This is a genomic window from Arthrobacter sp. UYNi723, assembly GCF_054057635.1.
In genome coordinates, this window is sequence record NZ_JBSRZM010000011.1 from 37,981 (window position 1) to 57,758 (window position 19,778).

Sequence of the window (19,778 nt, forward strand, 5' to 3'; positions counted from 1 at the left end):
GTCCTCAGAGCCTGCCGCAGCGCCGGAGCATGCGGAATGCCGACCTGCGGCCGGCCCAGTAGGCGAGGCACGCAACCACAGCCACGAGGCCGAGGACCTTGCCGGGGCTGGAGAGCTGATCCGCGGCGATGCCCTTCGTGAGGCTCAATGCGTCCAGGCTGCCGGCCGGGTGCGCCGAGGGCCGGCTGGCTGCCGGGGGGACGCGCGCCGGAGCGGGGCCCGGGAGCTCCGACGACGGCGGGGCCGAACCCGCCGCCGAACCCGCCGCGATGACGGGCTCGGGCGCTGAGACCGGCGGCGGAGCCGTCTCGGAAACAGCGGCCTGCTCCGGAGCCGGCTCTGCCAGCATGGCCTGCAGGTTTCCGGCGAAGAGGGACATCATCTGCTCCGTGATGCTGCCGATAACGCCCTTTCCCATGGCGGCGGCCTTCCCGGAGAGTGCCAGGTCTGCGGAGACCGTCCCGCGCGTGGTGCCGCCATCTTCCGCCAGGACCAGGGTGACCGATGCCTCGGCGGTGCCCTGCCCGCGCGTCTCCTGCGCCTTTCCGCCGAGCACGGCGCGGTGTTCGGCCGGATTGCGCTCGACGACGTTCAGCAGGCCCTTGTACTGCATGCTCACGGGGCCCAGTTTCACCGTCATGCCCACCTGGTACGCGTCGTCTGAGAGCTTGTTCAGGATCTTGGCCCCGGGGAGGCAGCCTGCCACCCGTTCAAAGTCCATGAGCGTGTCCCATACCTTGTCGATCGGGGCGACTACCGAGAATGTGCTGTCAATTTGCATTAGCTCGTCCTTTGCCTCTCAAGTGATGACCGGCCGTCGGCGCGGATTGCGGCTGCCACCTCTGCCAAAGCCGTGTAGCTGTGGCCGCTGACGAAGGCGTCGCAGTACGGCAGGGCGGCTGCCATCCCGCCCGCCAGCGGCTGGTATTGTGGCGCAGCCTTGCGCGGATTCACCCAGACGATCCTGTACGCCAGCCTCCGCAGCCGGGCCATCTGCACCGCCACCTGCTCCGGGTCCTCCTGGGCCCAGCCGTCGGAGAGCACCACAACCACCGCGCCCCGGGCCAGTCCGCGGCGGCCGTGCTCGTCCACGAACCGTCGAATGCTCTCGGCGATCCGGGTCCCGCTTGCCCAGTCGGGGGCGGTGGCAGCGGCGCGGGCCAGCGCCTGGTCAGGATCGCGCTGCGACAGCTGCCTGGTCAGCCGGGTCAGCCGCGTGGAGAACACGAAGGCCTCGGCCCCCGCACTCGCCACCGCGCCCTGCAGCAGCGACAGGAAGATGCGGGCGTACGGTTCCATCGAACCGGAGACGTCGCACAGGAACACCAGCTTGCGCCGTTGCTCACGCCGCCGGGCATAGAGCAGCCGGGTGGCGTCGGAACCGGACCGCCGGGCCGCTCGCACCGTGGCCCGGACGTCCAGCCGGGCGCTGCTGTGTGCGGACTTGCGGGTGCGGCGGCTCAGCCGCGCCGGTGTAGCCAGCAGCATCCGGGCGGCCAGCCGCCTGACCTCGAGGACTTCCTCAGGGGAGAGCTCCGTGAAGGACATTTCGTGCAGGTGCTCCTCGGCCGAGGCCATGGCGAGGACGGCCTCCCGTCCAGGGCCGGCGCGGTCCTCGGAGCCGTCCCGGCCCGCTGACGCCACCGCCGGAAGCGGCTGCCGACTGGGCGGATTCTCCGCTGCCCGTGCGTCGGCGGGAGAGGGCGTGATGCGTGAATCGGGGCCGAGCGACGGCGATGCGGCCGGCGCAGCCGGGCCGCCCAGCTGCGCGGCGGGGTCAAATCCGTTGCGGAACACGGCGTTGAACACGGCGTCGAAAACCGGCAGCTGCTCGCGGGTGGACACCAGGACCACCCGGCACGTCCAGTACAGCTGTTCGAGGGCGGTCGGCGGGACCATCTGGAGTGCCTCGGCCAGCCGTGCTGCCTGGTACGGGGAGCTCGAAAGCCCGACCCTCCGCAGTGCTGTGACGAAGGCGGCGGACAGGGAGGCTGCCTCAACCGTCGGCGACACGGAGCCGGTGCCCTCAGCCATCGGTGCCGCCCACGAGCCAGGCTGCCCCTCGCGCGCCGACCAGCTCCAGGTCGTCGCGGTTCTTGACGATCGAGCCCCAGGTCTGCTCCGCCGTCCCGGCGTCGATGCGTTCCACGCCCAGCACGGCGAGGGCGGAAACCCAGTCGATTGCCTCCGAAATCCCCGGTGGCTTGGCGAGGTCCAAGGTACGGAGTCTGGTGACCACGGCACCAGCCTGCAGCGCCAGCGGCCCGCTGCTGGCCGGCACCCGGCGGCGCACGATCTCGGCGATGCGGCCCGGCCCCGGGTAGTCGATCCAGTGATAGAGGCACCGGCGGGTCAGCGCGTCGTGCAGGTCCCTGGTCCGGTTGGACGTCAGGACGACGATCGGGGGATGGGTAGCCCGGATCGTGCCCAGCTCCGGGATGGTGACCGCGGCCTCGGCCAGCAGCTCGAAGGTGAACGCCTCGAACTCGGCGTCGGCACGGTCAATCTCGTCGAGGAGGAGCACTGCGGGTCGGGGCCCGGGGTGCTCAATCGCCTGCAGCAGCGGCCTGCGCAGCAGGTATTGCGGCCCGAAGAGGTCGGTTTCGGTCACGGCGGCATCGCGGACCTCGGCCAGCCGGATCCCGAGGAGCTGGCGCTGGTGGTTCCATTCGTAGAGCGCTTCTCCGGCGTCGATCCCCTCGTAGCACTGCAGCCGGTACAGCGGTGTATCGAGGAGCTGGGCCAGCGCCTTCGCGGCCTCCGTCTTGCCCACCCCGGCTTCGCCCTCCAGGAGGATGGGCTGCGGGAGGCGCACGGCCAGGAACAGCGCCGTGGCGAGTCCGACGTCGGCCAGGTAGTCGTTACGGTCCAGCGCTGCCATCAGGGACGCGACGTCGGGGACCCGCAGCTGCACATCCTCCTCCGCTCCGGACCGCGCCGCCGTGGTCATGCCGCCCCCTGCAACCTGTCCAGGAGCCGCCGGTAGTCTTCCTCGGTGTCGACGTCCAGGGGGATGGAGCCCGTGGTGGCGACCTCGACGACGTCGGCCTCCCTCTGCTCCAGCAGCTTCCAGACCCCCTTGTCGCCGTGCAGGGCCGCTAGCTCGGGAAGGAGCCGCCGGGCGAACGCGAGGGGATGGCCGATGCCGTCCTCATAGCGGCACACGGCGATGCCGCTGCCCCCGGCGCCGCCCACAACGTTCGACGGGCCGCTGAACAGGGCGCCGAGCAACGCTCGCACGTTCTCGGACCGGGCCCCGGGCTGGTCCCCGAGCAGGAGGACCACAGCATCCGTCTCCGGCTGCAGCACCGCAAGAGCCGCGGCAATGGAGGAGGAACACCCGTCGCCATAGTCCGGGTTGAGCACGATGTCGCAGTCCCTGGTGTCGACGGTCTGCCGCACCTCCTCGGCGGAGCCTCCCAGCGCCAGGACCGTCTGGGCGAAGCCGCAGTTCCGGGCAGTCGCCAGGACGGCGTCGAGCAGGACGCCCTCGCCGTAGGGAAGTAGCTGTTTCGGCCGGCCGAGGCGCCGGGATCCTCCTGCAGCCAGAATGATGCCTGCAGTCCTGGGCTCAGGGAACGAGGGCATAACGCTCAGGATCCTTGCGGAAGGCGGCACGGCAGCCGGGCGAGCAGAAGTACACGGTGACACCGTTGTGCTGGACATGCAGTGACGACTCAACAGCCGGAACGTTCATGCCGCAGACGGGGTCGACCGCGCTCGCCGGCGCGGCCGGTGCGGCAGTTCCCGGAGATGGAGCCGCGTGAGATTCTGCCGCCGGTACGGCCGCCGCCGGTGTGGCGTGCCTCGCCTTGGATCGCTCCCCAATGAGCTGGGCAAGGATCGAGAGCGCGATCTCCCCGGGGGTGCGGGCCCCGAGCTGCAGGCCCGCGGGTGTGAAGACCCGCCCGCGCAATACGTCGTCGACGTCGAGGGAGTCCAGGACGGCGGCCCCGCGGATCTCGCTGGCCACGAGGGCGACGTAGGGCACACCGGCGCGCAGGGCCGCTTCGAGGGCGCCTTCCTCCGCCTTGCCATGCGAGGCGACGATCAGCGCGGCATCGTCCGTCCGGGGGTCCGCAGAGTCGCCGTCGGTGAGCTCGACTGCCAGGCCGACGCCGGATCCCAGCGTCGCGAGGGCCTGGGCCACCGGCGTCGTGCCCACCACCAGGACGCGGGGGGCCGGAATGCGCGGCTGAAGGAAGATCTCGATTGCCCCTCCGCTCAGGCACGGGTTGGAAACCTCGACGGCGCCCTCCTCAGCGGTTCGGGAGGGTTCGCCGGGAACCACGCGCAGGAGGAGCGGTTCCTGAATAGCCAGCGCCTGGAGGCTGTACTCCCGCACCGAAGCCTCGACGCAGTTCCCGCCCACAAAGCCCTGGATCTCGCCGGTGGAGAGCACCAGTGCGGTATCGCCAGCGTGCGCGATGGTCGGCCGATGGGCGCGGACAACGGTGGCGTGGACGAACGGCTCACGGCGGCCGGCGAGTTCGTTCGCGCGGGCCGCAAGGGATTCTGCGGTGGAGGTCATGTCAGATCGGAGGCCTCGCCCGGCCCTGCATGGCGGCCCAGACGCGGGCCGGGGTGCATGGCATGTCCATGTGCGTGACGCCGAAGGGTGCCAGGGCGTCGACGACGGCGTTCACGATCGCCGGCGGTGAGCCGACGGTGGCTGACTCTCCGATGCCTTTCGCGCCGATCGGGTGGTGCGGGGACGGGGTGACGGTGAAACCGGTCTCCCAGTCCGGCACTTCCATGGCCGTGGGGATCAGGTAGTCCATGAAGGATCCGCCGAGGCAGTTCCCGGCCTCGTCGAACTCGATGATTTCCATCAGGGCCATGCCGACGCCATCGGTCAGTCCGCCGTGCACCTGGCCCTCGATGATCATCGGGTTGATCCTCGTCCCGCAGTCGTCCACCGCGATGAAGCGCCGCACCTTGACGTGTCCGGTGCCCGGATCGACGTCGACCACACAGATGTAGGCGCCGAAGGGGAAGGTCAGGTTCGGCGGGTCGTAGGTCACCTCGGCGTCCAGGTTGCCGTCGATTCCTTCGGGCAGGGCCACCGTGCCGTGGGCGCCCATGGCGATCTCGGCGATGGTCTTCCCGACGCTGGGGTCACCCTTGACGAACCAGCGTCCCTTTTCCCATTCCAGGTCTTCGGGACGGGTTTCCAGCATGGCCGCGGCGATCAGCTTCGCCTTCTCGCGGACCTTGCGGGCAACGAGGGCCACGGCGCCGCCGCTGACCGGCGTCGACCTGCTGCCGTAGGTGCCCAGGCCGAAGGGGGTCTGGTCGGTATCGCCGTGGACAACATCGACGTTCTCCGGCGCGATGCCGAGTTCCTCCGCGACGATCTGGGCGAACGTCGTTTCATGGCCCTGCCCCTGGGTCTGCACCGAGATCCTGACGACGGCCTTGCCGGTCGGATGGACGCGCAGCTCGGCGCCGTCGGCCATTCCCAGGCCCACAATGTCGAAGTGCTTGCGCGGGCCTGCGCCCACGGTCTCGGTGAAGAACGAGACGCCGATGCCCATGAGCTCTCCGCGGGCCCGCTTTTCCTTCTGCTCACGCCTGAGCTCGTCATAGCCGGCCAGCTGCATGGACAGCCGCATGGCGGGTTCGTAGTTGCCCGAGTCGTAGATCCAGCCGGTCTTGTTGGCGTAGGGGAACTGCTCCGGTTTAATGAAGTTCTTCAGCCGCAGTTCCGCCGGGTCCATCTCGAGTTTCCGGGCCAGGATGTCTACCAGCCGTTCGACCAGGTAGACGGCCTCCGTGACGCGGAACGAGCAGGCGTAGGCGACCCCGCCCGGGGCCTTGTTCGAGTAGACGCCAGTGACGGTGCAGTACGCGGCCTTCAGGTCATAGCTGCCGGTGAAGATGGAGAAGAAGCCGGCCGGGTTCTTGGTCGGCTGCGCGGTGGCGTTGAACGCCCCGTGGTCGGCCAGCACGTTGGTCCGCACGGCGAGGATCTTGCCCTCCTTGGTGGCTGCGATCTCGCCCTGCATGATGTAGTCGCGCGCGAACGACGTCGACATCAGGTTCTCGGAGCGGTCCTCCACCCACTTCACCGGGTGGCCGGTGACGATCGAGCCGACGACGGCGAGAATGTAGCCGGGGTAGATGCCCACTTTGTTGCCGAACCCCCCGCCGATATCGGGAGAGACGATGCGGATTTTGTGCTCCGGGATGCCGGCGACAATCGCGTACAGGGTCCGGTGCGCATGGGGTGCCTGCGTCGTCTCGTACAGCGTCAGCCTCCCCTCGACCGGTTCGTAGTCGGCGACGGCGCCGCAGGTCTCCATAGGCGCGGGATGCACCCGCGGATAGACGATCTCCTGGCTGACGACCACGTCGGCGGAGGCGAACACCGCCTCGGTTTCGGCTTTGTCGCCTATTTCCCAGTCGAAGATCCGGTTGTCCGTCCGGCCCTCGATTTCATCACGGATCACGGGCGCGTCCGGGTCGAGGGCCTTGCGCGCGTCGACCAGCGGGGGCAGCACGTCGTATTCGACGTCGATTAACTCCAGGGCATCGCGTGCGGCGTAGCGGTCCTCGGCAACAACGAAGGCGACCTCCTGCCCCTGGAACCTCACTTTGTCGGTCACCAGCACTGCCTGGACATCTGCGGAGAGGGTGGGCGCCCACGCGAGCTTCAGGCCCAGCAGGTCCTTGCCGGTGATGACGGTCACCACTTTGGGATGCGCCAGGGCGTTGGTGGTGTCAATGGACACCAGGCGGGCGTGCGCTACCGGGGCCCGCAGAATGGCGCCGTGCAGCATCCCGGGCAGGACGATGTCGTCGAGGTAGTGGCCCTTGCCCCGGACGAAGCGCGGGTCTTCCTTCCGCTGGATGCGGCCGAAGCCGATCGGGCGGTCCTCGTCGCCGGCCCCCGGATTGCTCGGCCGCTCGTGGATGACGGTCATGCCTTCACCTCTGTGTCCTGTGTTTCTGCGCCGACAGTGGCTGTGTCTGCTGTGTCTGTGCTGTCGGTGACGCCAGCCGGGTGGGCGGCTGCCCACTGCACCGAGCGGACGATTGTTGCGTAGCCCGTGCACCGGCAGATTTGTCCGGAGATGGCCTGCCGGATCTCGGTATCGTTCGGATGCGGGTTTTTATCCAGCAGGGCGCGGGCCGTCAGCATCATTCCGGGGGTGCAGAATCCGCACTGCAGTCCGTGTTCCTCCATGAACCCTTGCTGGACGGGATCGAGTGTCCCTCCCGTGGCCAGTCCCTCGACGGTGCGGATGTCGTGCCCGGCGGCCATGGCCGCGAGGACGGTGCAGGATTTCACCGGCTGCCCGTCCATCAAGACCACGCATGTCCCGCAGTTGCTCGTGTCGCAGCCCCAGTGGGTGCCGGTCAGGCCCAAGACCTCGCGGATGTAGTGGACCAGGAGAACACGGGGTTCAATCTCGCTCGTGACTTCGTTTCCGTTCACGGTCATGCTGATCTGCATCTGCTTCAGCCTTCCTGTGTCTGGGCGGCGCGGGAGCAGGCAAGCCGCAAAACCCGCCGGGTGAGCTCGTCGGCCAGATGTCGTTTGTAGTCGATCGGCCCGCGTTGGTCCTGCACCGGATCGCAGGCAGCCGCGGCCAGCCGTCCGGCCTCAACGAACAGCTCCTCCTGGGGGAGCTGCCCCCGCAGCAGGGCCGCGGCCTCGGCAACGGTGTGGTCGAGGCCGAGCGCGGTGAGTCCGACGGAGGCGTCGTCGATGGTGCCGTCCTCGGCGAGCGAGACGGCCGCTCCGGCCGCGCCGACAGCCCAGTCGCCCACGCGGCGTTCAACCTTTTCATAGGCGCTGCCCGAGCGGGTACGGATGGGGAATCGGACTTCGCAGAGCAGCTCGTCCGGACCCACCGCGGTCTCGTAAGGGCCACGGTGGAAGTCGACCATGGAGAGGATGCGCTCGCCGCCGGGTCCGCGGATGACCGCTTCCGCACCCAGGACTTTGCAGACCGTGGACAGGTCCTCGGCCGGGTCGGCCTGGCAGAGCGAACCGCCGATGGTTCCGCGGTTGCGCACAATCGGGTCGGCGATCACAGATTCGGCGTCCCGGACAATGGGGAAATGTCCGGCGACCTCGGCGGACTCCAGGAGCGTCGTGTGGCGGGTCATGGCACCGATACGCAGCCGGTCACCGTCGCGGAGGATGAAATCGAGCTCGTAGAGGTCGTTGATGTCGATCAGCCACTCCGGCCGGGCCAGCCGCAGCTTCATCATTGGCAGGAGGCTGTGCCCCCCGGCAATTACCCGGGAATCGGGCCCATGGCGTGCGAGAAGTTCCAGGGCGTTGTCCACCGTCGTGGCCCGGACATAGTCAAATGGAGCCGGAATCTGCATAGTCCCTACCTCACTCCGAAGCGGCCGGGCGGCGTTGGGCAGCACCGGATTGAGGCAAGTGTTGCCCCGGCGGAAACGGGGTGTCAATATCGTCATAAGCGAAAGGTTATGAAGCCGTGTCGATGACGTTGAGCCAATTGCGGACCTTTGCGCTCGTGGCAAAGCTTGGCTCGCTTCATGCCGCCGCGGCTGCCCTCGGCGTCAGCGAGCCCGCCGTGTCCACGGCCATCGCTGCGCTTCGGCAGGACCTTGGCGACCCGCTCTTTGTGCGTGCCCATGGCGGCATCGCTCTGACGGCCGGCGGCCGGGCGCTTGCAGACTATGCCCAGGAAATCATCGGCCTGGCAGACCGGGCCCGGTGGGAGGTTTCCCACGCCTCGACGGACACGGGGCGGCTGAGGATCGTAGCGACGGCTCCTTTCGCGGAACATGCTGCGGGGAGGCTGCTGGACCTGTTCACAAAACGGGTTCCCGGGGTTTCGGTTGATGTGGTCGTGGAGTCTGCGGCCGATATTGCCTCTCTGCTGTTGGAGCGCGCCTACGACATCGCCCTTGGAGCCCGGCCAGCGGAGACCGTCGCCACTGTAGCCGGCCGGGAATTGGAGATGATCCCCTTCCTCCGCTACCAGCGGGTCTTCGTAGTGGCGGCAACGAATCCCCTCGCGGGGCTGCACGGCCCGGTGGCGCTCGCGCAGTTGCTGGACCGTCCGTGGTTCGCCGGGCCCTCAGGGATCCAGGAGCACTCGGATGAAGGCCGGTGGCTTGCCTCGACGGGCGTGGCGCCGGAGATCATCCGGCTCAGCAGTGAAACCGACGCCCTCGCCGCCGTCAGGGCGGGCGAAGGCACCATGCTCGCAATCGGGCACATTGTCCGGGCGGAATTACAGAGCGGGGCCTTGGTCCGTGTGCCCGTCGTGGGAACTCCGGTGTCCGGTCTCTGGTGGGTGACTACCCTGGACCGCCGCCGGACAACCACCACGGCAAGGACGCTACAGCGGTTCGTCACCATAGCGGATGCCACCGCCGCGATGATCGCCCCGGGCGGCTCACGTGGACTTGAGCGTCGTGGGTCGAAGTTCCACGTGGCCCTCTGGAGCTGATGCTGCCCCCCGCGCTGCTGCTCAACGCAGGGCGAACGGCTCTACGCCTGGGCAAGGATCCGCATCAACGGCCCCGCCGAGACCGGTGAGCACTGGCTGCTGGCCCGCCGCTCCCTGAAAGACCCCACGGACCTTGCCTACTTCATCTGCCACAAGCCGGAAAACGTCATCCTGATCGAACTGGCCCGGGTTGCCGGAGCCCGCTGGGCCATCGAGGAAACTTTCCAAACCTCCAAGGGCGAAACCGGGCTTGACCACTACCAGGTACGGCAGTACACCGGCTGGTACAGGCACATCACCCTGTCCATGTTCGCCCACGCCTTCCTCAGTGTCATCCGCTCAAAAAAGGGGGCCCAGATTCAAGCGCCGAGCACCTGGTAAGGCTCTTACTGCCCGAAATCAGGCACCTCATCACACGGATTGCCTGGCGCCGGGAACCAGACCACCGACACGTCATCCGCTGCTCACTCTGGCGACGAAAACACCAACACAGAGCCCAGCAATGCCACTACAAATCCCGCGGCCACACCCCACAAACGCGACTGTAGTACTAGGACCTCAGGTCCGTGACCGTGACGACTCCTACCCCCAGCGAGGCGATCAATTCCGGCCCTTCACGGTATCTGGTCTGAGAATCCTCAAGGCTTCGGCCGCGTTCGTCCGAGCCACCCATAACGGGGCACCTGACGGCCGGAGCACCGTGATTCCGCAGGACATATCCCCGGAAAAACGTGAAAGCTCGTCCGCGCAGAAGACCGCCAGGTTCTCAAGAAAGCCGGGCAGGGCCATGGAATTCAACACGAGGTCCTGGATGTGCCGCGTGATGTCGGCGGTTTCATAGTTGAGGGGGCTCGAGCAGCCATTTTGAACACCGCCGGGATGCTGGGGTGGTTCCACGCCCAGCTGGACGGGCACCGCACACTGCCTAACGGTCATCCCAGCGTACCCGTCCACCCAAACGGGAGGAATGACCGGCTGGGTGGAGTCTGTACCCTTGAGGCGTGGGACATTCAGCGGTCATCATCGGCGCGGGCATCAGCGGCCTGAGCACGGCACGGGCCCTGAAGCGTCACGGCTGGTCAGTGACAGTCTTGGAGCAGGCTGCGGCCCTGCCGACGTCGGGCACCATGCTGGGCATGTGGCCGGCCGCCATGAAGGCCCTCGATGGTATTGGTGTTGACGCCTCGCGCCGCGCTGTCGGCTGGGCGCATATTGCTGCTGGCGCAGGAACCCAACTGTGGACGCCGGCGGGGCGGACATTGCTGACAGCCCCCGGCGGCGCCGACCTGAACCTGGTCTCTCGGCCCGCGTTGCTCGCCGCGCTTGCCCGGGACATCGACGTCAGATTCAACACGCAGGTCATCGAGGCCGAACAGCTGGACGATGCGGAGCTGGTGGTCGGTGCAGACGGCACGTTCAGCCGCACCCGGCAGCGGATGTTCGGTGACCGGTTCCCCGCCCGTTCCCTTGGAGCCGTCGCATGGCGGGGCACCGTCAAGGGCGCCGTGGCCGAATACGGCGAGACCTGGGCACCCGGGGCACTGTTCGGCATCACGCCGGCAGGTCCTGATGCGACCAACTGGTATGCATGCATCTGCGCCGATCGGACGTTTGATGGACCACATCTGCCGCACATCCTGAACCATTTCGGGTCCTGGCACCGCGGCGTGCGGGAGCTGATCGACAGGATCGAAGAAAACGCCATCCTACATCATGGACTCTTCGAGGCGCCGAAGTTGCCGCGGTACATCACCGGAAAGACAGCGTTGGTGGGCGACGCTGCCCACGCAATGGCGCCCTTCCTTGGACGCGGCGCCTGCGAGGCCATCGTTGATGGGGCCACGCTGGGGCGGTCCGTGGCGCAGGCTTCCTCTGTCGAGGCAGGTCTTGCCGTGTTCGACAAGGAGCGCCGGGCGCGGACTCAGCGGCTCGTGCTGGCCTCGCGCCTGACAGGCCAATTCGCCATGATGGATACCGGCTCAGGAATCCGGAACGCCGCGGTCGGTGCCGCCGGCCGGCTGGTGAAGCCCAGGCCACGGCGGGATCCCACACTCCCCCGACACTAGGGGGCGTCAGTCACGCGGGCGCATGAGCGGCGGATTCAGCACGGCATGCGTGGGCTGGCCTGCTGTGGGGCGGGCTGTTTCGGCGAGCCTGAAGAGAGCCGCGGGGCGGCCGGCGTCGCCCGCAGTCATCCGTCCGGTACTCTCCAGAAAACCAGGTGTTCCCGTGGCCTTCCGGTGGAAGTTCCTGGGGTCGAGGCGGGTACCCCAGACGGCCTCATAAACAGCACGGAGCTGTGCCACGGTAAATTCCTCACCGCAAAAGGCCGCCGCCAACGGCGAGTATTCGAGCTTTGATTTCGCCCGCTCCAGGGCATCGGCGAGGATCCGCTCATGGTCGAAGGCGAGCTGCACTTCGCCCCTCAGGACCTGGCTGACCGGATACCAGCCGGCGTGTTCGGCGTCGCTCCCGGCGGACAGCACCGGGAAGTTGGGCGCGAGCAGCAAGTGAGCCACGGTGAGCACGTCACCGCGGGGATCGCGCCCCCTCGGGCCGTAGCTCCCCAGCTGCTCCAGGTACCCGGGGACGTGCTCGACGCCGGTCTCTTCAGCAAGTTCGCGGGCCGCAGCAGACGGCAGGTCCTCGCCAGCCAGCACAAAACCGCCCGGGAGGGCGAGTGTTCCGCGGAACGGTTCAATGAGCCGGGTGATGAGCAGGACGTTCAGGGTGTCGTCGGCCACGGTGAGGGCGACGACGTCGACCGTCACCGGGAAGCGCGCGTGCTCCGGGTGAGATTCAGGCATGTCCCCATCCTAGGAATTTATCGTCATCTTGACAATAAGTTCTGGCGGCGCCTATCGAATCCCATGGCCAGCATCAAGAACTACCCCTGGATCAGCCACTTCCTGGGCAGACCCACCGGCTACGTCGTCCACCTCCAGAAAGGCTCGGTCCGCCACGAAGGAGTAGGCCAGGCGTTCTGGTACCGCCCCGCGGTCTCCGTGCTCAGCGAGGTTCCCGTCGATGACCAGGAACTGCCTACCCTCTTCCACGCCATCACCCGGGACCACCAGGACGTAAGCATCCAGGCGAACGTGACCTACCGCTTCGTCGACCCCGTGGCCGTCTCCAGCCGGCTCGACTTCGGCCTCCAACCGGCCGGCGCGGGTCCCGCGACCGGCAGGGACCAGGTGGCCACCATCATCGGCCAGCTGTGCCAAAGCCACGCCATTGACCAGATCGCCACCACCACATTGGCCGAGGCCCTGGAGCGCGCTGTCAGCCAGCTCCGCACGGTCCTTACCGACGCGCTGCGCTCGGACGCCCGGCTCCTGTCCACAGGCATCGAGATCCTTGGCGTGCAGGTCCTGGCTGTCCGGCCGGAGTCGGACGTCGAGAGAGCCCTCCAGACGCCGGTCCGCGAACAGCTCCAGGCCGAAGCAGACCGCGCCGTCTACGAACGCCGGGCCGTCGCCGTCGAACGTGAACGGACCATTTCCGAGAACGAAATGGCGAGCCAGATCGAACTGGCCACCCGCCGCGAACACTTGGTGGCCCAGGAAGGCGCCAACGCACGGCGTGCGGCCGAGGAAAAGGCGGCCGCGGGACTGATCGACGCGCACGCTTCGGCCGAACGGCAGGGCATTAGCGCCGACGCCGAAGCGAACCAGATCCGGCTGCTGGGAGAGGCTGCGGCCGCACGCGAGGCCGCCACCATGGAGGTCTACCAGGACGTGGACCAGGCCACCCTTCTGGGCTTGGCCCTCCGCGAGGCAGCCGGTTCGCTGCCCAACATCGGGAACCTCACCATCACCCCGGACCTGCTGAGCGGGGCGCTGGCCGGGCTGCTCCGGGAGCCAGTGGGCGGCACGGCCTTGGCTGATGCAGGCCGCATAGCTGCAGGCACCACCGGCAACGCCGGGAAGTAGGATCCCGGCATGGCAAATCCACGCCTTGTCATCGTCCACCGACGGACCGAGCTCCAGGAACTGCTGGACCGGCACGCCACGCGCGGCCAGGCCGAATTCTTCCTCCGCACTCGGGGACGCAACATCCAGGATGTCCAGGGGCAACATGACAGGATCACCGTCGCGCTGGAGACGGTACGGGCAGCAGTTCCAGACGAATGGCGTCACGCCGAGGTGGAGCGCACGGACCTCAGCCGCTTCCTGCTCACGGCGGAGGATATCGTCGCCGTGGTGGGCCAGGACGGGCTGGTGGCCAACGCCGCCAAGTACCTCAACGGCCAGCCGGTCATCGGGATCGATCCGGAGCCGGGAGCGAATCCCGGCGTCCTGGTCCGGCACACGCCGAACGGGGCAGCAAAGCTGCTCCGGGAAGCTGTCCTGGCCGGGCCGGAACGGCTGAACAGCCAGGAGCTCGCCACCGTGACAGCGCGCCTCGACGACGGGCAGGAACTCTCGGCGCTCAACGAAATCTTCGTCGGGCATGCCTCGCACCAGTCGGCCCGGTACCAGCTCACCACCCCGGACGGCCGGACCGAACGGCAGTCCTCGTCTGGGCTGATCGTCTCCACCGGCACCGGGGCCACCGGCTGGTGCGCTTCCATCGCCCTGGCGCGTGGAGGGCGCGCGCTGCCGGCGCCGGCGGACGCCCAGCTCGCGTGGTTCGTCCGCGAGGCCTGGCCCTCCCCCATCACCGGAGCCTCCCTGACGGAGGGGGTGCTGGACGCGGGCGAGACACTCCGGATCACCGTGGCATCCGACCAGCTGGTGGTGTTCGGCGACGGCATGGAATCAGACCGCCTGACCGCATCCTGGGGCCAGGAAATCACTATGCGGTTGGGCGAAAGGTCGCTGCGGCTGGTGGTGTAAGCAAGTTGTCTGGTCAATCCGGCTCGCGTGTGTTGTGATTTTGACTAGTCGAGGAATAGCGCCGGAATTCCCCGGCTCCGCGGCGGCCTCATCGTTACGACAAGATGGCAACGCGTCAGGAGGCGAGGCGATGGCATCCATGGACGGAACCGTGGCACTGGTGACAGGCGCGGCTGGCGGCTTGGGAGGCGCTGTGGCATCGGCCCTTGCACGTGAGGGTGCCTTGGTGGTCGTGGCGGGGCGATCAACAACCCGGGCGAGCGAGGCGATGGCGGGCATCCGCCGGCTGGTTCCGGGCGCCAAACTTGAACCACTGGTCTGTGACCTCTCAGACCAGTCCTCGATCCAGGCGGCGGCGGCTGACTTCCTGTCCCGCCACGACCGGCTCGACGTGCTGGTCAACGCAGCGGGCGTGTTCCGCAAGGAGCGTCAGGTAACCCGCGATGGAATAGAACTGACCTTCGCCACTAATGTGATGGCGTACTTCCTCCTGACCAACCTGCTGCTGGACGCGCTCACGCACCACGCTGCCGCACCTCCCAGCAATTCCCGTATCGTCAACATCGCGTCCCGGTATGGCAATGCCAGGCTGAACTTCGACGACCTCCAGACTGCAAGCGGCAAGTACAGCTACCTTCGCTCGACGCCGCCCACAATGCTGGCCCGGGTTCTGCTCACACAGGAGTTCGCTGAGCGTCTGCGCGGCTCAGGCGTGGTCGCCAATGCCGTCCATCCGGGACTGGTCAAGAACACGACGCTGCTGCAGGACGTCGGGGGCCCATTCCGCTGGATCACGAACACGTTCGGAGCACCGGCAGAAAAGGCGGCAGATACACCGCTCTGGCTCGCCACGTCACGCGAAACAGCGGGAGTCTCAGGAAAGCTATGGGCCAAGCGCAAGGAGCTCCCGACGCCCGGAATGGGATCGGACCCCGAAGCCCGGACGCGCTTGTGGGACGCGTGCGCGCACCTGGCCGGGATGCCCTGACGTTGAGCTGTTGGAGCAGGCGTCAGGATCAGACATACCGTCAGAATCAAGTAGCCGAGTGCAACACCATCGAACGAGGTCAACGTGAAAGGTGAAGACCTGCGGGCCGGGCTGAAGGAGTTGTACCTGCCACCGGTCACCGATTTCGTCCTGGTGGACGTGCCAGAGATGCGATTCGTTACCGCTGGAAGGCCTTTGGTGGGCGGACGATATCCAGGACTTCATCCACGGAAACCGAGACAAACTGAACTGGCGGATGATGATCGTCTTTGAACCGGGCTGGCTGACGGCGGCGATGTTTGAGGATGCCGTGGATAAGGCGAAAGCAAGAGTGGCTCCGGGGAATCTAAGGACTGTGCTGCGCCAGCCAGCACGTCCATTGGGATAGGCCAAGCTACGACCGCTCCTGGTACAGCCGCTCCGGCGGGACCGCCGTCGGATAACTGGTGAAAGTGCCGCTTTCACAATTGGCACTGATCCACGCAAGCAGGCCTCAATACCAGAAGATCGGCAGCCAGTCGCGGTTGTGCGCGTGCACGAGTGCGAGGAACAGCACGAAGTCGAAGACCAAGTGCACCGTCACAACGTAGGTGAACGACTTGGTCAGCTTGAAGGTGTATCCCTGCAGCAGCGCGAACGGGAACGTAAGGAGCGGTCCCCAGGCCATGTAGCCGATCTCCCACAGAAAGGACGAGAAGACCACGGCCTGCAGGATGTTGGCGAGCCAGTCCGGGAAGTGCCGCCGCAGCAGCGTGAACGTGGTGCAGATGAAGAACAATTCGTCCCAAATTCCAACCGCATTCACGCCGAGGAACAGCCGCCAGAAGATGGTGGGGTCGGACGCGTCCGGCCAATTCTGATACACCTCCGTGCGGATCAGGTAGACCGGCAGGATGAGGTAGCCGAGGGCCACAACAACGATCAGGTACAGCTTTGCGCTCAGCGGCCACTTGCGGCCCGTGTTCACCGGAAACTTGATGATCCTCTCGCGGTAGGCGAAACGGGACACCAGCCACGGCACCAGCACGGCCAACGCGAGGGCACCACCCATGAGCGTCATGTGCGGGATGCTCAAATCAGCGTTCAGCGGAACCAGGCTGATGATCACCATTCCCGCCGCAATCAGCGCGAGGTGCCGTAGGAATTCGCGGTCGATGACTGCGGCCGTGACGAGGCTCAATGCAAGCACGCCGTAGCCCATGAGGTCATTCTCGACACCGAATAGCAGCACTCCGGACACCGAGAGCAGGACCGCTGGCACCAGTTTCCATGTGAGCGCGGTACGGGGTGGTTCGGTCAAGATCGAAGTCACCCTACCAGCATGTCAGCGACGGCGACTTCTGGGAAAGATGGCCGCGGCGGTCAGCGCCTGGGCGAGGCCCCAAAGCACTGTTACCCCTGCCCACACGCGGTTTTCCGGAGTACGATGTGGGCGTCGGCAGGATTCCTGCGATTCCTTGCCGCAAGGCCGGCTCTCCACCTGAAGAGCCGGCAACCAGCGCGAAAGGGAGACAAAATGACTACCGCGTCACACCCTGCCCAACACCACATGATGGGGTTGTCACTTCACAACACCGCCATCGGTATCGGTGCAGTTTTCCTGCTGGTTGGAGTCCTCGGGTTCATCCCGGGAATCACCACCAATTACGGGGCCATGACCTTCGCGGGACAAGAGTCCGGGGCCATGCTCCTTGGCGTCTTCCAAGTGTCAGTGCTGCACAACATCGTGCATTTGCTGTTCGGTGTGGCTGGGATCGTTATGGCCCGGACAAACCCGATGGCCCGCTGGTTCCTGCTCGGCGGCGGCATCGTGTACCTGGTCCTGTGGATCTACGGCCTGGTCATCGACATGAACGCGGCGGCCAACTTCGTCCCGTTCAACACTGCTGACAACTGGCTGCACCTGGTTCTGGGCCTCGGCATGATCGGCCTGGGCCTCTGGCTGGGCAGGGATGCCATGGAGAAGACGAAGGGAAGCACCTCATAAGTCCACGGTTCGTGGGAAACCGACGACGGCGGCCGTCCCCCGGGGTACAAAATCCTCGGGACGGTCGCCGTCAGTCCCTCGGCGTCGGCTGCTGCTGACGCAGCCTTAACACAGCCGAGCAGTACCGGGTGATCCTGAGGTGACGCAGTGAATGACGCATCGAACAGTGGACGGCCGGAAGGTGAACCCCGCTCCCTCTGGGTCGCTACCGCCGGAACCACCGATTATCCGGTCCTGCGGGGGGATCTGGAGGTGGACGTCGCGGTCATCGGGGCCGGCATCGCCGGGCTGACCGCAGCGTTGGCGCTCAAACGCACCGGCCGGACCGTCGCGGTCATCGAGGCCGCCCGCGTCGGAACCGGCGTCACCGGCCACACCACCGGCAAGGTCACCTCCCTTCACCGCCTTGCCTACACGGAACTTGCGCGCCGACACGGCAACGACACCGCCCGTATCTACGGGGAGGCCAACCAGGCGGCAGTCGAACACGTCGCGCAACTCGTGGCCGCCGAAGCCATCGACTGTGACTTCCGCCGCGTCGCCAACTACACCTACGCCGAATCCGACGACGCCCTCAACATCGTGCGCGCCGAAGCCAACCTTGCCGCCCGCCTCGGCCTGCCCGCCGCTTTCACCACCGACGTGCCGCTGCCCTTCCCGGTCAAGGGTGCGGTCCGATTCGACGGGCAGGCGCAAATCCATGCCGTGAAATACCTTCAGGGTCTCGCCCGCGTGGTCGATGGCGAGGGCAGCTTCGTCTTCGAGCAGACCCGGGCGCAGCAGGTCCACGACGGCTCCCCGGCCGCCGTCGATACCGAACACGGCACCGTCCGGGCCCGCGACATCATCGTCGCCACGAACGTGCCGTTCGGCGGCCAGGGCCTGTTCTACCTGCGGAATCATCCGCACCGCTCCTACCTTGTGGCCGGACGCGTGGACACCCCACCGCTGGACGCCACGTTCATCAGCGTCGACGAACCGATGCGCTCCATTCTGACCGCAAGCGCCAACGGGACCAGCTTCGTTCTCACCGGCGGCGAGGGCCACCGCGTGTCCGAGTCCGGCGACACAGCCGCGCGGTACCGCAGACTCGCCGCCTTCGCCCACGACCGCCTCGGTGTGGACAAGGTCGCCTACCGCTGGTCAACACAGGACGGCATCCCGCTCGACGGGCTGCCCTACGCCGGACTCATGTCCCCCACCGCGAAACACGTGTACGTGATCACCGGTCTGCGCAAATGGGGCCTGTCCAACGGAACCGCGGCCGCGCTCATTCTCGCTGACACCCTCAGCGGCCGGGAGAACCCCTGGGCCTCGGTGTTCAACAGCAACCGGATTACGCTGGCAGCCAGCGCGAGACGGTTCGTGGAGGAGAACACCAAGACCGTGGCAGCTGTCCTGGCCGGCAAACTCCGCGGCCGGCCCGGCCAGACGGAGCTGTCGCCGGGAGAAGGGGCAGTGATGACAGTCAACGGCGAGAGCACCGCCGTCTACAAAGACGCGGACGGGCAGGTCCACGCCGTCTCCGCCACTTGTACGCACCTGGGCTGCACCGTCGGCTTCAACACCGCCGACGCCACCTGGGACTGCCCCTGCCACGGCTCCCGATTCACCACCGAGGGCACCGTCATCCAAGGGCCCGCCGCCAAGAACCTCCCACCCGCACCGACGCCCTGATTCCCCACTAGTTCGCCGACTTCCCCACTAGTTCGCCGGACCGGCGCTTGCGGGCGGTCCGCATCAGGCCCACAGCGGCCAGGAGCGCTCCGGCTCCTTCAGCCACGGCGCTGAGGGACTTCTCAAAAAACCACACCGGCTCATACATGGCAGGGAAGGGTCCGAAGGCCGGGATATCCACATACCGGTACAACACCACGGCCACGAATGCGCTCAGGGCCACCACCAGGGCCAGGGCAAAGGAGGCTCTGCTGCCGCGGAACAGAACCCACAGCGCCGCCAGCACCGCCGCGGCTGATTCGACATAGAACAAGTTGCCTTGTCCGATTCCGCCAGGCGAAGCCGCCTGGTAGCCGGGGGCCAGATAAATATGTACCCCGGCATCGATGAACAATGCCAGTGCCGTCAGTACCCTCAGTGCCATGTTCATTTGACGGTCAGCGTCCCGCGCATATTGGGGTGATAGGTGCAGTGGTAGGCGTAGGAGCCGGGTGCCGACGGCGCCGTGAACGTGGCCGTCCCGCCGCTTCCGCGGACATCCACGTCAAATGCCTGGCCCTGGTCCGCGGTAACGGTATGGCCCGCTGAATCCATGTTGGTGACCGCGACAATTGCGCCCGACGCAACGGTCAGCGGCGCGCCATACTCGAAGTCCTTGATGGTGATAACCGGCGCTCCGGGGGTGACCGCTCCCGTCGTCGCTGTCCCCGGCCCGGGGGACGCCGCGGGACTTCCGCCGCCCGAGCCGCACCCGCCCACCAGGAGCGCCGCCATCAGCAGCACTGCGGCCTTGGCCTGAATCGCTCTCACGGTGACCGTCCTCGACTCCGGAAACCAGGGCCAGC

Annotated in this window: 20 protein-coding genes and 1 pseudogene; 8 read left to right on the forward strand and 13 right to left on the reverse strand. The window is 67.0% G+C overall.

What is annotated here, in order from left to right; genetic code table 11:
• Positions 1-4 precede the first annotated feature (4 nt).
• Genes ACVWY0_RS10465 through ACVWY0_RS10500 form a run of 8 tightly spaced genes read right to left on the reverse strand, consistent with a single transcriptional unit; the run spans position 5 to position 8,343 of the window.
• Positions 5-781, reverse strand: coding sequence for an SRPBCC family protein (locus tag ACVWY0_RS10465; protein ID WP_485836643.1), 777 nt, complete (start codon positions 779-781; stop codon positions 5-7).
• Positions 781-2,034 (reverse strand): vWA domain-containing protein, encoded by a 1,254-nt coding sequence (locus ACVWY0_RS10470; protein WP_485836644.1) that lies wholly within the window; start codon positions 2,032-2,034, stop codon positions 781-783. Before ACVWY0_RS10470 ends, ACVWY0_RS10465 begins: the two co-directional genes overlap by 1 nt.
• Complete coding sequence (locus ACVWY0_RS10475; protein WP_459311528.1) at positions 2,027-2,950, reverse strand: AAA family ATPase; 924 nt, start codon at positions 2,948-2,950, stop codon at positions 2,027-2,029. Before ACVWY0_RS10475 ends, ACVWY0_RS10470 begins: the two co-directional genes overlap by 8 nt.
• Complete coding sequence (locus ACVWY0_RS10480; RefSeq protein ID WP_485836645.1) at positions 2,947-3,588, reverse strand: nucleotidyltransferase family protein; 642 nt, start codon at positions 3,586-3,588, stop codon at positions 2,947-2,949. Before ACVWY0_RS10480 ends, ACVWY0_RS10475 begins: the two co-directional genes overlap by 4 nt.
• Positions 3,572-4,531 carry an XdhC family protein gene (locus ACVWY0_RS10485; protein ID WP_485836646.1) on the reverse strand — a complete coding sequence of 320 codons (960 nt, stop codon included), beginning with the start codon at positions 4,529-4,531 and terminating at the stop codon, positions 3,572-3,574. The genes ACVWY0_RS10480 and ACVWY0_RS10485 overlap by 17 nt, the downstream gene beginning before the upstream one ends.
• Position 4,532: 1 nt before the next feature.
• Complete coding sequence (locus tag ACVWY0_RS10490) at positions 4,533-6,926, reverse strand: aerobic carbon-monoxide dehydrogenase large subunit (protein ID WP_485836647.1); 2,394 nt, start codon at positions 6,924-6,926, stop codon at positions 4,533-4,535.
• Complete coding sequence (locus ACVWY0_RS10495; protein WP_058932301.1) at positions 6,923-7,459, reverse strand: (2Fe-2S)-binding protein; 537 nt, start codon at positions 7,457-7,459, stop codon at positions 6,923-6,925. Before ACVWY0_RS10495 ends, ACVWY0_RS10490 begins: the two co-directional genes overlap by 4 nt.
• Before the next feature lie 5 nt (positions 7,460-7,464).
• Positions 7,465-8,343 carry an FAD binding domain-containing protein gene (locus tag ACVWY0_RS10500; protein WP_058932300.1) on the reverse strand — a complete coding sequence of 293 codons (879 nt, stop codon included), beginning with the start codon at positions 8,341-8,343 and terminating at the stop codon, positions 7,465-7,467.
• Positions 8,344-8,465: 122 nt separating this feature from the next.
• Here ACVWY0_RS10500 and ACVWY0_RS10505 point away from each other — a divergent pair, with 122 nt between their 5' ends.
• Together ACVWY0_RS10505 and ACVWY0_RS10510 are read left to right on the forward strand one after the other, a co-directional pair.
• Positions 8,466-9,443 carry a LysR family transcriptional regulator gene (locus ACVWY0_RS10505; RefSeq protein ID WP_485836710.1) on the forward strand — a complete coding sequence of 326 codons (978 nt, stop codon included), beginning with the start codon at positions 8,466-8,468 and terminating at the stop codon, positions 9,441-9,443.
• Between the two features lie 30 nt (positions 9,444-9,473).
• A pseudogene (locus ACVWY0_RS10510) lies at positions 9,474-9,824 on the forward strand (IS701 family transposase); the annotation flags it as partial.
• 219 nt (positions 9,825-10,043) lie between these two features.
• Here ACVWY0_RS10510 and ACVWY0_RS10515 read toward each other — a convergent pair.
• The gene (locus tag ACVWY0_RS10515; RefSeq protein ID WP_485836648.1) at positions 10,044-10,358 is read right to left on the reverse strand and encodes a hypothetical protein; all 315 of its coding nucleotides are present in this window, start codon (positions 10,356-10,358) and stop codon (positions 10,044-10,046) included.
• An 86-nt stretch (positions 10,359-10,444) separates the two neighbouring features.
• On the opposite strand from ACVWY0_RS10515, the gene ACVWY0_RS10520 reads away from it, so the two are divergent.
• Positions 10,445-11,509, forward strand: a complete 1,065-nt coding sequence (locus ACVWY0_RS10520) for an FAD-dependent oxidoreductase (RefSeq protein ID WP_485836649.1) — start codon at positions 10,445-10,447, stop codon at positions 11,507-11,509.
• Between the two features lie 6 nt (positions 11,510-11,515).
• Here the strand turns inward: ACVWY0_RS10520 and ACVWY0_RS10525 are convergent, their stop codons facing one another.
• Positions 11,516-12,250 carry an NUDIX hydrolase gene (locus tag ACVWY0_RS10525; RefSeq protein WP_485836650.1) on the reverse strand — a complete coding sequence of 245 codons (735 nt, stop codon included), beginning with the start codon at positions 12,248-12,250 and terminating at the stop codon, positions 11,516-11,518.
• A gap of 63 nt (positions 12,251-12,313) precedes the next feature.
• On the opposite strand from ACVWY0_RS10525, the gene ACVWY0_RS10530 reads away from it, so the two are divergent.
• The 3 genes from ACVWY0_RS10530 to ACVWY0_RS10540 all read left to right on the forward strand — a co-directional run bounded on the left by ACVWY0_RS10530 (position 12,314) and on the right by ACVWY0_RS10540 (position 15,269).
• Positions 12,314-13,375, forward strand: coding sequence for an SPFH domain-containing protein (locus ACVWY0_RS10530; protein WP_485836651.1), 1,062 nt, complete (start codon positions 12,314-12,316; stop codon positions 13,373-13,375).
• Positions 13,376-13,384: 9 nt separating this feature from the next.
• Positions 13,385-14,281 carry a diacylglycerol kinase catalytic domain-containing protein gene (locus tag ACVWY0_RS10535; RefSeq protein ID WP_485836652.1) on the forward strand — a complete coding sequence of 299 codons (897 nt, stop codon included), beginning with the start codon at positions 13,385-13,387 and terminating at the stop codon, positions 14,279-14,281.
• A 130-nt stretch (positions 14,282-14,411) separates the two neighbouring features.
• Positions 14,412-15,269 (forward strand): SDR family NAD(P)-dependent oxidoreductase, encoded by an 858-nt coding sequence (locus ACVWY0_RS10540; RefSeq protein WP_485836653.1) that lies wholly within the window; start codon positions 14,412-14,414, stop codon positions 15,267-15,269.
• Positions 15,270-15,762: 493 nt separating this feature from the next.
• Here the strand turns inward: ACVWY0_RS10540 and ACVWY0_RS10545 are convergent, their stop codons facing one another.
• Complete coding sequence (locus ACVWY0_RS10545; protein WP_485836654.1) at positions 15,763-16,581, reverse strand: CPBP family intramembrane glutamic endopeptidase; 819 nt, start codon at positions 16,579-16,581, stop codon at positions 15,763-15,765.
• 204 nt (positions 16,582-16,785) lie between these two features.
• On the opposite strand from ACVWY0_RS10545, the gene ACVWY0_RS10550 reads away from it, so the two are divergent.
• Both ACVWY0_RS10550 and ACVWY0_RS10555 read left to right on the forward strand, forming a co-directional pair.
• Positions 16,786-17,256 carry a DUF4383 domain-containing protein gene (locus ACVWY0_RS10550; protein WP_485836655.1) on the forward strand — a complete coding sequence of 157 codons (471 nt, stop codon included), beginning with the start codon at positions 16,786-16,788 and terminating at the stop codon, positions 17,254-17,256.
• Between the two features lie 147 nt (positions 17,257-17,403).
• A complete protein-coding gene (locus tag ACVWY0_RS10555) occupies positions 17,404-18,933 on the forward strand; it encodes an FAD-dependent oxidoreductase (protein ID WP_485836656.1) in 1,530 nt (509 codons plus the stop codon).
• 7 nt (positions 18,934-18,940) lie between these two features.
• On the opposite strand, the gene ACVWY0_RS10560 is transcribed toward ACVWY0_RS10555, so the two are convergent.
• Complete coding sequence (locus ACVWY0_RS10560; RefSeq protein WP_485836657.1) at positions 18,941-19,363, reverse strand: hypothetical protein; 423 nt, start codon at positions 19,361-19,363, stop codon at positions 18,941-18,943.
• Positions 19,360-19,743 carry a cupredoxin domain-containing protein gene (locus ACVWY0_RS10565; RefSeq protein WP_485836658.1) on the reverse strand — a complete coding sequence of 128 codons (384 nt, stop codon included), beginning with the start codon at positions 19,741-19,743 and terminating at the stop codon, positions 19,360-19,362. The genes ACVWY0_RS10560 and ACVWY0_RS10565 overlap by 4 nt, the downstream gene beginning before the upstream one ends.
• Positions 19,744-19,778 lie beyond the last annotated feature (35 nt).